Source organism: Bradyrhizobium sp. ORS 375 (assembly GCF_000239775.1).
Lineage (GTDB): Bacteria > Pseudomonadota > Alphaproteobacteria > Rhizobiales > Xanthobacteraceae > Bradyrhizobium.
The window spans coordinates 23625-38285 of sequence record NZ_CAFI01000273.1 but is presented as its reverse complement, the minus strand read 5'-3'; the positions used below and the strand labels follow the sequence as shown (position 1 = coordinate 38285).

The following is a 14661-nucleotide window of genomic DNA, read 5'->3' as shown; positions in this document are numbered from 1 at the left end:
AGTGCGTCGGAAGCCTAGAGCACCTTGCCGGGGTTCATGATCCCCAGCGGATCGAACTGCGCCTTGATCGCGCGCATCAGCGCGATCGCGGTCGGGTCCTTCACGTCCGGCAGCTCGTCGCGCTTGAGCACGCCGATGCCGTGCTCGGCCGAGATCGAGCCGCCCATGCGCAGCACGATCTCGAACACGACCGCATTCACCTCGTGCCAGCGCGCCAGATAGTCGGCGGTATCGGCGCCGATCGGCTGGCTGACATTGTAGTGGATGTTGCCGTCGCCGAGATGACCGAACGGCACCGGACGCGCGCCGGGCACTTTCCTGACGACGGCCTCATTGGCCTCGGCGATGAACGCCGGCACGGCAGCAACCGGCACCGAGATATCGTGCTTGATCGAGCCGCCCTCCGGCTTCTGCGCCCAGGAGATGTCCTCGCGCAGCTTCCAGAATGCCATGCGCTGGGTGAGATTGTCGGCGATCACGGCGTCGTCGACGATGCCGCCCTCGAAGCCCTGTTCGAGGATGGTCTCCAGCGTTGCCCGTGCATCGTCGCGCGACGACGACAGCTCCATCAGCACGAACCACGGATGCGGGCCGGACAGCGGCGCGCGGTTGCCGGCGACATGGCGGATCGAGAAGTCGAGCGCGATGTGGGCGATCAGCTCGAAGCTGGTCAGGCTGCCCGCGGCCTCCGCTTGCGCGATCGCCAGCAGCTTCAGCGCATCCTCCGGCGACTTCAGTCCGACGAAGGCCGTCTCGATGGCGCGCGGCTTTGGGAACAGCTTCAGGCTCGCCGCCGTGATAATGCCGAGCGTGCCTTCGGCGCCGATGAACAGGTTGCGCAGGTCGTAGCCGGTGTTGTCCTTTTTCAGTTTGGACAGCGCGTTCAGCACCCGCCCGTCAGCCAGCACCACCTCGACGCCGAGCGCCATCTCGCGCGCGACGCCGTAGGCGAGCGCGGCGGTGCCACCGGCATTGGTCGAGAGATTGCCGCCGATGGTGCAGCTGCCCTCGGCACCGAGCGACAGCGGGAACAGGCGATCGACCTCCGCGGCCTTCTGCTGCGCGACTTGCAGCACCACGCCGGCCTCGGCGATCATCGTGTTGGACGCGGTGTCGACGTCGCGGATCTTGTCCATCCGCTTCAAGGACACCACGACCTCGCCATTATGCGGCGTCTGGCCGCCGACCAGGCCGGTGTTGCCGCCCTGCGGCACCAGCGCGATGCGGTGCTGGCTGGCGAGCTTGCAGATCGCGGCGACCTCCGCAGTCGAGCCGGGACGCAGCACCAGCGGCGAGCGACCGTGGAACAGGTTGCGCTCCTCGGTGACGTAAGGCGTGACGTCCGCCTCCGCCGTCAACGCCTGGCGTTCGCCGACGATGGCGGCGAATTGCGCGATCAGCTCGGGAGGCAGCGGCGGGACGGCAGGCTGGCTGATGTTCATGGTCGGTCGCTTCCAGTATTATCGCGGCGCCGCGGCGCGGCGCAGCCGGTCGTTGATGGCCTCGCCCAGCCCGTCGTTCGGGATCGGCATCACGGCGATGCTGCGCGCGGCCGTGGCGTCGAGGCTGCGAAGATAGCCGAAAAGGTGCGTGGCCGCCTCTGCCGGATCGCCGACGACCGAGAGGTTAAGAACAGCGGCGGCCTGCGCGGCGCCAGGCAAGGTCAGGGGTCCGAAGGCGAGCAGGGCCTCGCCGGGCGCGACCTCGGTCGCATCGAGCCGCACGGCGGCGCGCGGCGCATAATGCGAGGCCAGCATGCCCGGTGCGAGCGGCTGCTCGGCGGCATGCATCTCCGCAGCGGGCGGCCGGACCAGCGGCTCGCCGAGCACGGCTTCGATCGCCTCGCTCGGAACCCCGCCAGGGCGGAGCAAAGTCGGCTTGTCGAAGCAGCCGACGATGGTCGATTCGACGCCGACATCGACGGCTCCGCCATCCAGGATCAGGTCGATGCGCCCGGACAGGTCGGCGGCGACATGCGCCGCGTTGGTTGGGGATACATGGCCGGAGACGTTCGCCGAGGGCGCGACCACAGCGCCGCCGAATGCGGCGAGTAGCGCCCGCGCAATCGGGTGCGCCGGCACGCGGATCGCGACGGTGTCGAGACCGGCCGTGGCGAGATCCGCCACGGGGCATTGATCCGCTTGCGGCACCACGAGGGTCAGCGGCCCCGGCCAGAACGCCGCGGCGAGCCGCTCCGCCGTGGCCTCGAAGCGGCCGATCCGCCGGGCGGCGGCGATGTCGGCGACATGGGCGATCAGCGGATTGAACGCCGGGCGGCCCTTCGCCTGGTACAGGTGTGCGATCGCCGTCGCGTTGGCCGCGTCGGCGCCGAGGCCGTAGACGGTCTCGGTCGGAAACGCGACCAGCCCGCCGCGTGCGAACGTCGCAGCCGCTTGCGTGATTCCAGCCGCATCGGCGGGCAGGATCCGGGTCTCGATCGCGTGTGTGTCTGGCGCGGGCATCACTGGTACGGAACGGCGGTGGCTTCCGCGCTCGCCTATAGCGGGCGCAGGCGTCCGAATGAAGCGCGCAAATCGGCGGCCAGGCTGCACAGGCGCCATGGCTGGCGGGTAAAGTCTCGCCCCCTCAAGCGGTTACCCCCCTGTCCTGCGATCTGCCATTTCGATGCGATTTCCTGCCTCGTGTGCCTTGCGAAGACGGAAACCCGACGCTATAAGCCGGCTTCCCAAGTCGGAGCGTGGCTCAGCCCGGTAGAGCACTGCGTTCGGGACGCAGGGGTCGCAGGTTCGAATCCTGCCGCTCCGACCATTTCTGGCGTGACAATTCACGCTTCCCGATTTCACCTCGCATGTGCTGCGCTGACTGAGTGCGGCGCGAGGTCCTCTCCAAATGAACGCGACATCGCAGCGCGGGGCGGCGGCTCGGGTCGTCCGTGCACGCGGTCTCCGGAAGGCCGGTCTCGGGCTCATCCGAAGAGTCATGAACAGCGCGTTAAGTCGTGTGGTTGTGGTGTGAGAAAACTCACGTATCTGCTTGTGCTGACACAACGATCTTCCACTCGGCGGGTGCGAGACTGCGCGGAGGTCAACTCACAAGTCTCAACCGGTCATGTTCCGCTTCCTCAACCGTTTCCGTATCTCGACTAAGCTCGTGACCGCCACGCTCGGCGGAATGGTCTTCGTCGTGATCATGATCACGAGCCAAGTCGTCGGCAACGCGAGCATCGATCGCGATCTTGGCCGCGCCTTTGAGCAGCAGGAGGTCGCCGGGCTGGCGATCGACACCAAAGCCGCGGCGAGGCAGATGCAGCTCGCCGTGCGTGACATCCGGCTCGCAAGGTCGGACGCAGAGATCCGCGCGGCTGAGCAGCATCTTGCCGACGGGCGTCGTGCAGCTGACAAGTTCTGCGCCGAGATGATGCTCAGATCGGTCTCGGCCGAGAACAAGGCCCGTGTCCAGACGCTGCAGAAAGCAATCGATGCGTACGCCGGGAATGCCAAGCGCATCGTTGCGATCCGGCAGCGGATCGCGGATGACCTCGCGGCCGGCACATCCGTAGACAATGGTGCGCTCGAGGCCGAGGCGGCCGAGCTGGCGCGCAACGTCACCTTGCCGATCGCGAAAACCATCGACGATCTGGCCGACGGCATCGTGAGCTTCGCCTCCTCGAAGGCAACGGCGGACAAGCGTGCGGTCTGGACGGTCATTTCCCGGTCCGAAACGACGTCTGTCACGGTTGGCGCCATCGCTATTCTGGTGCTGGGCGCGGCAGGCCTGATGAGCGTCTTCGCCGTGTCGCGGCCGATCGGGTTGATGGTGCAGAACATGGCCGCGCTGGCGGGCGGTGAGCTGTCGATCTCGATCACCGGACTCGAGCGCGGCGACGAGGTCGGCGACATGGCGCGGGCGACGCAGGTGTTCAAGACCAGCCTGATCGATACGCAGCGCCTGCGTGCCGAGCAGGTCGCGGCGGAAGCGCGCGCGGAAGCCCAGCGCAAACAGGACGTCGAAGCTTTCACTGCCGCGTTCGAGGGCGCGATCGGCGGCATCGTCGATCGTGTCTCATCGAGCTCGGTCAGTCTGGAGCAGGCGGCGTCCACTCTGGCGAACACGGCATCGACCACCAGGGAGCTGTCGACCACGGTGGCGTCCGCCTCGGAGGAAGCCTCGGCCAGCGTCCAGTCGGTCGCCGCAGCGACCGAGGAGATGGCGGCGACCGCGGCCGAGATCGGCCGCCAGATCGACGGCGCCTCGCGCGTCGCCCAGAACGCGGTGACGCAGGCGACGAGCACCGACCAGTCGATGACCAAGCTTGCCACGGCTGCGGACAAGGTCGGCAGCATCGTCGGCATGATCACGGCGATCGCCCAGCAGACCAATCTGCTGGCGCTCAACGCCACGATCGAAGCCGCGCGCGCCGGCTCCGCCGGACGCGGCTTCGCCATCGTCGCCTCCGAGGTGAAGGAGCTTGCTGCGCAGACCGCCGACGCGACCAAGGATATCTCCGGCTATATCGCCGAAATCCAATCCGCGGCCTCGATGGCGGTCGGTGCGATCAAGGACATCATGTCGACGATCGCGGGCATGTCCGATATCACCGGCGCCATTGCCGCTGCCGCCGAGGAGCAGGGCAATGCGACCAAGGAAATCTCCCGCAATGTGCAGCAGGCCGCGGTGGGCGCGACTCAGGTCTCGTCCGGAATCGTCGAGGTACAGTCCGGCGCGACCAGCACCGGTGCGGCGTCATCGCAAGTGCTGACGGCGGCGCAGTCGCTCTCCGCCGACGGTCTGCGCCTGAAGCAGGAGGTCGTCGACTTTCTCGCGCGCGTGCGCACCGCCTGAGCGTGCGCAGAGCTGTCCGGGATCGATCGGCAGCCGCGAGCTCGCGGAACTCGAGGCGTCGCCGAGCTCAGGCCCTCTGTGGCGAGAGGCATAGGAACGATCGAAGGCGCTGAATCTTGCCGTCGCGACGACCAGATTCGAACCCCGGAGATCCAAATGCGAAGCAAGATGGCACCTTCCAATCAGATGAGAATGATCCCGACCGTCCTTTCGGCATGCGCAGTGACCCTGCTCGTTGTCGGTAGCGCCGCTGCTGCGCCGAAGGGGCAGTCGCCGGCAAAGGATCAGCATTTTATGACGGAGGCGATCCAGGGCGATCTGTCCGAAGTGAACATGGGCAAGCTGGCGCAGCAGAAGGGGCAGAGTGACCAGGTCAAGCAGTTCGGCCAGGCGCTGCAGCAGGACCACGGCGAGCATCTGCAGAAGGCGCAGCAACTGGCGAGCCAGAACGGGATGCAGGCGCCGTCACAGCCCAGCAAGAAGCAGCTGGCCGTCTACAACAAGCTCGAAGGTCTCTCCGGCGATCGGTTCGACCGCGCCTTTGCCCAGGCGATGGTGCGCGACCATCAGGAGGACATCAAAAAGTATCAGAAGGAGGCGTCGGCGAACTCGCCATTGTCGGACTTCGCCCAGCAGACCGTGCCGGTGCTGCAGAAGCATCTCGACATGGCCAAGTCGCTGAGCAAGTGATCGTCGAGAATGGTCGCCTCGACGGAGTATCGCCCGGGCTGGTCCCGGGCGATGCCATTTCGTCTCCTGAGATCGTCGTCTACTGAGATCGCGCCAAGGCGAGCTGCGCTCGTCCAGCACGCCGCGATGGCGTCCGCTTGTCCGGGTCTGACGGGCCGCGCCCGGCGACCTCCAGGGCGAAATAGGCGATCGTCGCTTCCAGGCCCTTGCGCAGCGGAATTTGTGGACGCCAGCCGAGCAGTCGCTCTGCTGTCGCAATCACCGGCTTTCGCCGCTTCGGATCGTCGACCGGCAGCGGCTTGAACTCCAGCGTCGAGCGCGACTGCGTGCAGGTCAGCACCTCGCGTGCGATCGCCTCGATGCTCATCTCGTGCGGATTGCCGAGATTGATGGGGCCTGTGACCGAACCCGGACTTTCCATCAGCATCTCCAGGCCACGGACGAGGTCGTCGACGAAGCAGAAGCTGCGCGTCTGGCTGCCGGAGCCATACACCGTGATCGGCGCGCCACGCAGCGCCTGGACGATGAAGTTCGACACCACCCGGCCGTCGTTCTCATGCATGCGGGGGCCATAGGTGTTGAAGATGCGTGCGACCTTGATCTCGATGCCGTACATGCGCTGATAGTCGAACATCAGCGTCTCGGCGGCCCGCTTGCCCTCGTCATAGCAGGCACGAGGTCCGATCGTGTTGACATGGCCGACATAGTTTTCTGGCTGCGGATGCACCTCGGGATCGCCATAGACCTCGCTGGTCGAGGCCTGCAGGATTCGCGCTGACTTCTCCCGCGCGAGCTCGAGCAGGTTGAGCGTGCCGAGCACGCAGGTCTTCATCGTGCCAACAGGATCTTGCTGATAATGCGGCGGCGAGGCCGGACAGGCCAGATTGTAGACACGGTCGAGCCGACCCTCCAGTTCGAGCGGCTCACGCACGTCGTGCTCGATGAAGCTGAAATTCGGATGATTGAGCAGCGGGCGGATGTTGCGCAGCGAGCCCGTATGCAGATTGTCGGCGCAGATCACGGTGTCGCCGCGCCGGAGCAGCGTGTCGCAGATGTGCGAGCCGATGAAGCCTGCGCCGCCGGCGACCAGTGTACGGAATGAGCGTCGTGTGGGGATGGAGATCTGAATGGTCATGACAATCCCAGTTTCAGTTCGACGGCCTCGGGCGAGGTCTGCTTGAGCGCCTGGCGTACCGGACGTGTCCGGCGGGACAGCGCCTCGCGGTAGTAGTCCTCGAGCTGCCGGGCGCGGTGATCGGGCGTGTGGTCACGGCGGACGCGGCGGCTGGCGCGCTCGGCGATGCCACGTCGCGTATCCTCGGTCATTTCCCGCAGGATTGCGCTGACCTCCTGCGGCGTCGAGACGACGAGAATCTCGCTGTTTGGCGCGAAGATGGTTTCGAGGCCGGGCCAATGATCTGACAGCAACGGCGTGCCGCAGGCAGCGGCTTCGAACAGCCGAACGCTCGGCGAGAAGCCGAGGGCCCGCATGTCGGCGCGGGTGACGTTGAGCGTGAAGCGCTGAGCGGAGAAGAAGTCGGCGTGTTCGCGCGGCGGGAGATGAGCGATCCGCTCGACATTAGCAGGCCATGTAATCGTATCGGGATATTGCGCGCCCGCGACGACAAATCTGTCCGCGTTGAGGCCGCGCGCCGGCTCGAGCAGAAGGCGCTCGAGCTGTGGCTGGCGGTCGGCGCTGTAGGTGCCGAGATAACCCAGCGTCCAGCGCTGCGGCGTCTCGCGCGGTTGATAGAGGTCGAGATCGGCACTGCAATACAGCACGCGCGCCAGCGGGCTGCCATAGAGGTCCTCGATCATCGCCAGTGCCGGCCCGCCGGAGAACGACAGGTAGAGGTCGAAGCGAGGGATCATCGCTGGCGACAGATAGGCCAGTCCGTGCTCGAGCTGCGCCAGGGTCACGGGCGTGTCGATGTCGTAGAAGGCGGTGACGCCGCGCGCATGCGATGTCGCCCAGTCGGCGATCGCGATGCCGTCAGGCACATAGGAGCCGATGATCACGAGATCCGCGTCACGCACCGTCGTGCCGAACAGCCGGGGCAGATCCTGCAGCGATTGATAGAGCTTCACGCTCCAGCCGTCCGGATCGGTGAGGTCCCGGTGCTCGCGATACCAGGGCACGTCGCGCTCCAGAAATGTCACGCTGTGGCCGCGCCGCGCGAGCGCCGACAGCAGCGCACGATAGGTCGTGGCATGGCCGTTGCCCCAGGACGATGTGACCGACAATCCGATGACGACGATGTTCAGGTTCATTCTGCGGCCTCGATGCGGGTGCTCATGCCCTCGAGCAGGGTGTTGAACTGGTGAGCGCGTTGGCGATAGGTGTGATGCGCCAGGATGCGCGCGCGGCCGCGCTCGCCGATCGCGCGGGCGCGGTCCGGCGACAGTGCGTCGAGGTGCGCGGCAACGGCGGCGCCGTCGGCGGCGACCAGGACCTCGCGGTCGGGTTCGAGAAACAGATCGATGCCCTCCCATTGGTCGGTGATCAGGCAGGCGCCGGCGCCGGCGGCTTCGAACACGCGGGTCGGCGGCGAGAAGCCATAGGCTGCCATGCTGTCGCGATTGACGTTCAGCGTTGCGCGTGCCGAGCAGAAGAAGGCGTTGTGATCGGCGGTGCCAACATGGCCGATGGCGCGGACGTTGGCCGGCATCGGCTTGTCGTGCCAGCCCGAGCCGCCGAGCACGAAGCGCTGTCCCGGACGCTGCGCGGCGGCATCGATGAAGAAGCGTTCGATCCGCGCCTCACGGTCCGGCAGGCGGTTGGCGAGCAGATTGAGATCGGATTCGAATTCGGCGCGCGGGCTCGCCGGATGATGAGTGTCGGGGGCGAGCGCGTTGTAGATCGGTACGCAATCGCGAGCGCCAGCGGCGCGATAGGCCCGCACGACCGGATCGCCGCCACCATAGGTCAGGACCGCGTCATAGCGCGGAATCGCTCGGCGGAGATGATGCTGCGGGTCGGCAGCGATCGCATCCAGGGTCGCGGGCGCGTCGACGTCCCAATAGATGCGCAGGGCATCGGTCGAGATCGTGGCGATCGCGTCCTCGAGCTCGGCGTCGAACACGCCGACGCCGCTGGCCTTGATCAGGAGGTCGGCCGAGCGCACGGCGTCGTCCACCGAACGCTGCCAGCCATCGGGCGACGCGGGATACACGATGACCCTGGCCCAGTTGGGATCTTGGATGTCGCGATGGGCCTGCCGCTCGAAGGCGTCCGGCTCGTAGAAGGTGATCTGATGTCCGAGCCTGGCAATCTCCTTCAGCATGCCGCGATAATAGGTGGCTGCTCCATTCCAATAGGACGACACCAGGCTGGAGCCGAAAAAGCAGATGTTCACGATGCGGCTCCTGCGAGTTGCGTGGAGGCTGCCTGACCCTGGCCGCGCAGCTTGGTCGCTATGTGCAGCAGCTCTTGCGCGCGGTGCCGGCAGGTATGGTGGGCAAGCACGGCGCTGCGGGCCTTCTCCGCGATCTCGGCAGCGACATCGGGAACGGACAGCAGCAGTCGGAGTGCTTCGCGCATGTCGGCGCCGTTCGCGGCGCGCAGATAGCTGTCTTCCGGAAACAGCGCCTCGACGTCGCTCCATGGCGCTGACACGATCGGAATGCCGCAGGCCATCGCCTCGAACATGCGGATGGTCGGGATCCCCGGTAGCGATCGCGCATAGGGGGCGCGGGGCACGTGGACGGTGGCGCGGGCCTGCGCGAATGCCTGCGGCGCACGGTGGGCCGGCAGCCAGCCGCCGTAGCGGATGCCTGCCTGCCGCATGGCCGCGAGCGCGTCGTCGGGATAGCGGACACCGTAGATGGTGGCGTCGAGCTGAAGCGCTGCGACCGGCGCGATGAGGAATTCCCTGAGCTCGGCACTGCGTTCGTCGTCGCCCCAATTGCCGATCCAGACAAGATCGTGTCGCGCGATGACATCGGGCAGCGGACGATACAGCGCGGTGTCAGCGGCCTCATGCCAGGTGAAGGCGCGCGACGTCCAGCCGAGTGCGAGATAGATCTGACGCAGCACCTCGCCGAAGGCGAGCACGCCGTCATAGCCGGCGAGGTCGAAGCGGCCAAGCTCATGCGGGGCGGTGACGGCGCGGTGATGCGTGTCGTGGAACAGCAGCACGAATCGCCCGTTCGCGATGCGATGGCGGCCGATCGCCTTGACGAGATCGGGCTCGTTCCACTCATGCACGATCACGAGCTCGGCTCCGTCGAGCACCTCGTCGAGGTCGAGCGTGCAATCATAGGCTCTGACAGTCACGCCGGGGAACAGCCTGGGGACCGCGCGCAGGCTGTCATTGCCGCCGTCCTTGATTGCGTTCAGGCGGCTCCAGCCATCAGCGGGCTCATAGACGATGACCTCGTGACCCAGCGTATGCAGCTCGCGTGCGACGCCGCGCAGGAAATGGGCGTTGCCATTGTTCCAGCACGACGAGAACGCATGGTAGAGCAGCACGCACTTCATGCACAGGCCTCGGCGAGGATTTTCGTACGATGATCGGGCGCGGTCTGCGCGAGCAGGTTGCCATAGAGCTCGCCGTAGGACGTGGCCATGCGACTGAGCGTGTAGCGGGCCGCACGCTGGCGTGCGGCGTCCTGGAGCATGACGCGCGCGCGATGATCGGTTGCGAGCCAGCTCAGAGTGCTCCTGAGCGCGCGGACATCGCTCGGAACGACGAACACGGCCGCATCCTGCCAGAGTTCGCGGAAGGTCGGAATGTCCGCGAGCACGAGTGCACAGCCGGCAGACGCCGCCTCGAGCACCGACAGGCCGAACGGCTCGTACAGCGCCGGACTTGCAAAGATCGCAGCGCGGCTCATCCAGTCGCGCAGCTCGCCATGTGCAAGCTCGCCAAGCTGCTGCAGCGACGATTGAGGACGAGTGATGTCGGTGCCGGCTCCTGCGACGCGGATCGGGCAGGGCAGACCGTCGGCGCACTCCGCAAGCACTTGGAGATTCTTCGCCTTGTCCCACATCCGTCCCGCCGCGAGCACGAAGGTGTCCTTCGCGGTCGGCACCTGGCGCGCGGGGGCCGCGCCGTTCCAGATCAGAGCACCGGGGCGATGCGGCTCGTGCATGCGGCCGATCACCTCGCCAAAGGCGCAGCTCGGTGCCACCCAGGCATCGGCACGCCGCAGACCGTCGGCGACCAGCGCGCGGTAGCGCTGCCAACCCGGCTCCTGCAGAAAGCCGGTCTCATTGCAGGCAAGGCCCCACGAATGGACGCAGGAATGCGCGACGACGAGCACCGGCGCGCGCCAGTCGAATGTGGCCTCACGAAAGCTGTTGAGATGAACGATGTCGGGCCGGATGTCGCGCTCAAGGGCAAGCAGCACATTGCGGGCATGGTCGAGGTCACCGGCGTCCGGATCCTGCCATTCCAGCGCGAGGTCCGTCTCGACGAGCTCGACGCTCGTTCCCTGCAGCATCGCGCGTTGATCCGCCCGTGGGGCCGGACCCAGCGTCACCAGATGAATGTCGGCACCGCGCGCGGCGAGCGTCGTCGCCAGCGCCGTCGCATAGCTCCACACGCCGCCGACGGTGTCGGTCGTCATCAGGATGCTGACCCCGGCAAGCGTGCTCATGGCGCGACCTGCAGCTCGAGGGCGGGAAGCGGGATGGGACGTTCGTTCTGCACGTCGCTGAACTGGCTGAACAGCGTCAGATAATGCGCGTGCGCGCGCTCCCAGGCATGATCATCAGGCAAGCCCCAGAGCTTCTGATAGTCCGGCGATCCCGGATAGGGGTAGAGCGGCACCGGATCGTTGGCCCACACGCCGGCATCCTGCATCCGCTGGCGCCAGCGCTGCACGACGGGATCGTCATCCTGCGGCATCTCGATGAGGTTGGCTTGCACGAAGGGCACGTGACGTCGCGCCTCGACCAGCCGGTCGGCGAGTTGCTCGGTTGTCATCCGGCAGTTCTTGGCCAGCGCCGCGCGGCCCTCCGGCGTTAGGCTCTCGATCCCCGCCTCGATGGAAACGCAACCGGCGCGTCCAAGCAGCTCCAGCATCTCGGGCTTCCACAGATCGATGCGGGTTTGCACGCCGAACTTGAGTCCGCGCGCAACGAGGCCCTGCAACAGCTCGGCATTGGGCAGGAAGATCTCGTCAATGAAATAGACGTATTCGACGCCCTGCGCGCGCAGCCGATCGACCTCGTCGAGAATGACGGTCGGCGGGCGTCTGCGATAGCCGTTGCGGAAATTGTCCTTGGCGCAGAATGTACAGTGATAGGGACAGCCGCGCGACGCCTCGATCTCGGCGCCGGGGCCCACCGGAGTCGCCTCGAAGCGGTGATGGTGATGATGGTGCCGGCGGATCATCTCCTCCGGCCATTGCAGCGCGAGCTGGTCGGTGAAGACTGCCGCCTGTGGTCCGCCATTGACGATGATGTCGCCATTGGCGGCCGTGAAGCAGATGCCGGCGAAGTCGCGCTCGCCGTTGGCGAGGCGCAGCACGCCGTGCTCGCATTCGCCCATCACGACGATGTCCACGCCGAGCTTGCGGAGCGTCATGCGCGGCGTTGTCGAGCCGTGCGGGCCGACTGCGACGACGACGGCGCCGCTCTCTCGCAGCGTCAGCACGAGTTCCTGCGGGACGCGCAGCTCGGGGGGCGCGCAGCGCCAGAACAAATAGGTCGGCGCCGTCGTCAGCACGATCATGTCGGGCCGGAACGCCGCGAGCTCGGCCAGGATGTCCGACGGCGACAGGTCGAACATGTGAGCGTCCAGTAGCAGCGTTGTGTGACCGGCCTCGTCCAGCAGACGTTGGGACAAGCCCAGCTCGATCGGTAGATGCGGGCTGCGGCAGCCGAAATAGATGCTGCCGTCGAACGTCCAGTTCGGATTGATCAGGGCGACACGGGTCATGCCAGCGCCTCCTGGCCCCGCTGCTCGGCAAAGCGACCAGCGAGCCAGCCGTGCAGCCCGCGAAGTCCGTCGGCAAAGGATGTCCGCGGCCGCCATCCGGTCGCGCGGGCCAGCGCGCTGATGTCGGTGACGTACCAGGGCTGGTCGCCGGGGCGCCATTCCGAGAAGCTGTATTTGACAGGTCCGGAGAGTTGTCCGATCTGATCGATCAGCTCCAGCAGGCTGATCGCATTCGACGGCCCACCGCCGAGATTGAACACATGCCCGCGCGTGGTGTCGATCTGATCGAGCACGGCGAGCCAGGCGTCGACGGCGTCGGCGACGTAGAGCGCGTCGCGCACCTGGCAGCCGTCGCCATAGATTGTCAGCGGCGATCCGCGCAGGGCGGAGAGCACGAAGTGGGCGATCCAGCCCTGGTCCTCATTGCCGAACTGCCGCGGGCCATAGATGCAGCTCATCCGCAGCACGGCGGTCTTGAGGCCGTAGACGCGGGCATAGTCGTGAACGTATTGGTCGGCGGCTCCCTTCGAGCAGCCATAGGGGCTGTAGAGGTCGAGCGGCGCGCGCTCCGAGACGCCGTGCGCCAGCGCGTCACTGATCGGCTGATAGCGCTGGCCGGTGCGGGTGATCTCGTCGTCGCCGATCAGCCGGCCGTAGACCTTGTTGGTTGAGGCGAACAGCACGGGTGCGCCTGGATTATGCAGGCGAACGGCCTCGAGCATGTTCAAGGTGCCGCGTGCGTTGATCTCGAAATCGTCGACGGGGCTGTCGAGGCTGGAGGTCACGGCGACCTGTGCCGCGAGGTGCAGCACGGCCTTGGCCTGCTTCACGCTGTCGATCACGGTGATCGGATCCCGGATGTCCCCGACAGTGATGGTGATCCGGTCGCCGTGGCGTGATTTCAGCCATTGTGCGTTCTCGCGCACGCCGGCACGGACGAGATTGTCGAGGATCAGCACATGATCGCCACGCGTCGCGAGCCGGTCGGCGAGATTGCAGCCAATGAAGCCGCAGCCGCCGGTGATCACGATCGGAGCCTGGTTCGTCGTCGCGTCCATCATGCAACAAGCCCGCGTCGCGAAAGCTCTTCGGTCGCCTTCTCCGCCTGGTCGTCGGCGATCTGATCGGCGAGATAATGCGCCAACTCGTCGAGCCCGTCCTCGAACCGCACCGCGGGCCTGAAGCCGAGCAGGCGCTCGCTCTTGCTGATATCGGCGAAGCAGTGCCGGATGTCGCCGGCGCGATACTTGGCCGTGATCGTCGGCGTCATCTGCGAGCGCCCCATCACGCGGGCGAGATCCTCGGCGACGGAGACGATGCTGCGGCTCTGGCCCGAGCCGACGTTGAACACGTCGTCGGCATGGTCGCTTTCGAGCGCCAGCACGCAGGCGCGGGCGACGTCATGGACATGGACGAAGTCGCGCCGCTGCCTTCCGTCCTCGAACACCAGCGGCGGGCGGTCGTTGAGCAGCCTCGCCGCGAAGATCGCGAGCACGCCGGTGTAGGGATTTGACAGCGCCTGGCGCGGGCCGAACACGTTGAAGAAGCGCAGCGCCAGCGTCGGAATGCCGTAGGCCTTGCCGGTGATCAGGCACATCCGCTCCTGCGCATATTTGTTCAAGGCATAGATCGAGCTGAGCGTCGGCTGCTTGGTTTCCGGGGTTGGCATCGGGGCGAGCAGGCCACCGGCCGTGTCGGTGAGTTCCCAATCGCCGCGCTTGAGCTGATCCAGCGAGCGCTCGTCGGGCGCGACGATCGATCCGTCGGCGGCGCGGCATGCGCCCTCACCATAGACGCTCATCGAGGAGGCGACGACCAGACGGGCCACGGGACGGTTGGCCAAAGCCTGCAGCAACACCGCGGTGCCAAGCTCGTTGGTGCGCACGTAGGACTCGATGTCGTACATGCTCTGGCCGACACCGACGCTGGAGGCGAGATGCAGCACCTTGTCCACACCGCGCAGCGCGCGCTCGACGGCGATCGGATCAGTGACGTCGCCGATCAGCAGCTCGGCGTCGGCGTGCAGATAGGAAGGACGCTGGCGCTGTTGGCCGTGCACCTGAGGAGAGAGCGAGTCGAGCAGCCTGACCTCGTAGCCTGCGGAGATCAGCGCATCGGCCGTATGGGAGCCGATGAACCCAGCGCCTCCGGTAATCAGGACACGTGTCATGCCGAGCTACTCCCTCTAAGCGATTTTGGAACGAACTCTCCCGGTGAGAAGCGGCGCAACGAATGTTGGTTCCTACGCGACGTACAAACAATAGTTTCTCTAACCTATATC

12 protein-coding genes and 1 tRNA gene are annotated in these 14661 nt (G+C 66.4%); 3 read left to right on the top strand and 10 right to left on the bottom strand.

What is annotated here, in order from left to right; translation table 11 throughout:
* Positions 1-14: 14 nt before the first annotated feature.
* Positions 15-1442: an FAD-binding oxidoreductase gene (locus BRAO375_RS19910; RefSeq protein ID WP_009029243.1), complete on the bottom strand. Its 1428-nt coding sequence runs from the start codon at positions 1440-1442 to the stop codon at positions 15-17.
* A gap of 18 nt (positions 1443-1460) precedes the next feature.
* The gene (locus tag BRAO375_RS19905) at positions 1461-2462 is read right to left on the bottom strand and encodes an L-threonylcarbamoyladenylate synthase (RefSeq protein ID WP_009029242.1); all 1002 of its coding nucleotides are present in this window, start codon (positions 2460-2462) and stop codon (positions 1461-1463) included.
* A 230-nt stretch (positions 2463-2692) separates the two neighbouring features.
* Between BRAO375_RS19905 and BRAO375_RS19900 the strand changes: the two genes are divergently transcribed.
* The 3 genes from BRAO375_RS19900 (at position 2693) to BRAO375_RS19890 (ending at position 5493) form a co-directional block, all read left to right on the top strand.
* Positions 2693-2769: transfer RNA gene (locus BRAO375_RS19900), tRNA-Pro, on the top strand.
* A gap of 300 nt (positions 2770-3069) precedes the next feature.
* Entirely contained in the window at positions 3070-4803 is a 1734-nt protein-coding gene (locus BRAO375_RS19895) for a methyl-accepting chemotaxis protein (protein ID WP_009029241.1), read from the top strand.
* A gap of 156 nt (positions 4804-4959) precedes the next feature.
* The gene (locus BRAO375_RS19890; RefSeq protein WP_009029240.1) at positions 4960-5493 is read left to right on the top strand and encodes a DUF4142 domain-containing protein; all 534 of its coding nucleotides are present in this window, start codon (positions 4960-4962) and stop codon (positions 5491-5493) included.
* 79 nt (positions 5494-5572) lie between these two features.
* On the opposite strand, the gene BRAO375_RS19885 is transcribed toward BRAO375_RS19890, so the two are convergent.
* Genes BRAO375_RS19885 through BRAO375_RS19850 form a run of 8 tightly spaced genes read right to left on the bottom strand, consistent with a single transcriptional unit; the run spans position 5573 to position 14550 of the window.
* Positions 5573-6628, bottom strand: coding sequence for a UDP-glucuronic acid decarboxylase family protein (locus BRAO375_RS19885; protein ID WP_009029239.1), 1056 nt, complete (start codon positions 6626-6628; stop codon positions 5573-5575).
* Positions 6625-7764, bottom strand: coding sequence for a CgeB family protein (locus tag BRAO375_RS19880; RefSeq protein ID WP_009029238.1), 1140 nt, complete (start codon positions 7762-7764; stop codon positions 6625-6627). Before BRAO375_RS19880 ends, BRAO375_RS19885 begins: the two co-directional genes overlap by 4 nt.
* Complete coding sequence (locus tag BRAO375_RS19875; RefSeq protein ID WP_009029237.1) at positions 7761-8849, bottom strand: CgeB family protein; 1089 nt, start codon at positions 8847-8849, stop codon at positions 7761-7763. The genes BRAO375_RS19880 and BRAO375_RS19875 overlap by 4 nt, the downstream gene beginning before the upstream one ends.
* On the bottom strand, positions 8846-9973 hold the full coding sequence (locus BRAO375_RS19870) for a CgeB family protein (RefSeq protein WP_009029236.1): 1128 nt from the start codon (positions 9971-9973) through the stop codon (positions 8846-8848). The genes BRAO375_RS19875 and BRAO375_RS19870 overlap by 4 nt, the downstream gene beginning before the upstream one ends.
* Positions 9970-11094: a glycosyltransferase family 4 protein gene (locus BRAO375_RS19865; RefSeq protein WP_009029235.1), complete on the bottom strand. Its 1125-nt coding sequence runs from the start codon at positions 11092-11094 to the stop codon at positions 9970-9972. The genes BRAO375_RS19870 and BRAO375_RS19865 overlap by 4 nt, the downstream gene beginning before the upstream one ends.
* On the bottom strand, positions 11091-12380 hold the full coding sequence (locus BRAO375_RS19860) for a TIGR04295 family B12-binding domain-containing radical SAM protein (RefSeq protein ID WP_009029234.1): 1290 nt from the start codon (positions 12378-12380) through the stop codon (positions 11091-11093). The genes BRAO375_RS19865 and BRAO375_RS19860 overlap by 4 nt, the downstream gene beginning before the upstream one ends.
* Positions 12377-13441, bottom strand: a complete 1065-nt coding sequence (locus tag BRAO375_RS19855) for an NAD-dependent epimerase/dehydratase family protein (protein WP_009029233.1) — start codon at positions 13439-13441, stop codon at positions 12377-12379. Before BRAO375_RS19855 ends, BRAO375_RS19860 begins: the two co-directional genes overlap by 4 nt.
* Positions 13438-14550 (bottom strand): NAD-dependent epimerase/dehydratase family protein, encoded by a 1113-nt coding sequence (locus tag BRAO375_RS19850; RefSeq protein ID WP_009029232.1) that lies wholly within the window; start codon positions 14548-14550, stop codon positions 13438-13440. The genes BRAO375_RS19855 and BRAO375_RS19850 overlap by 4 nt, the downstream gene beginning before the upstream one ends.
* Positions 14551-14661 lie beyond the last annotated feature (111 nt).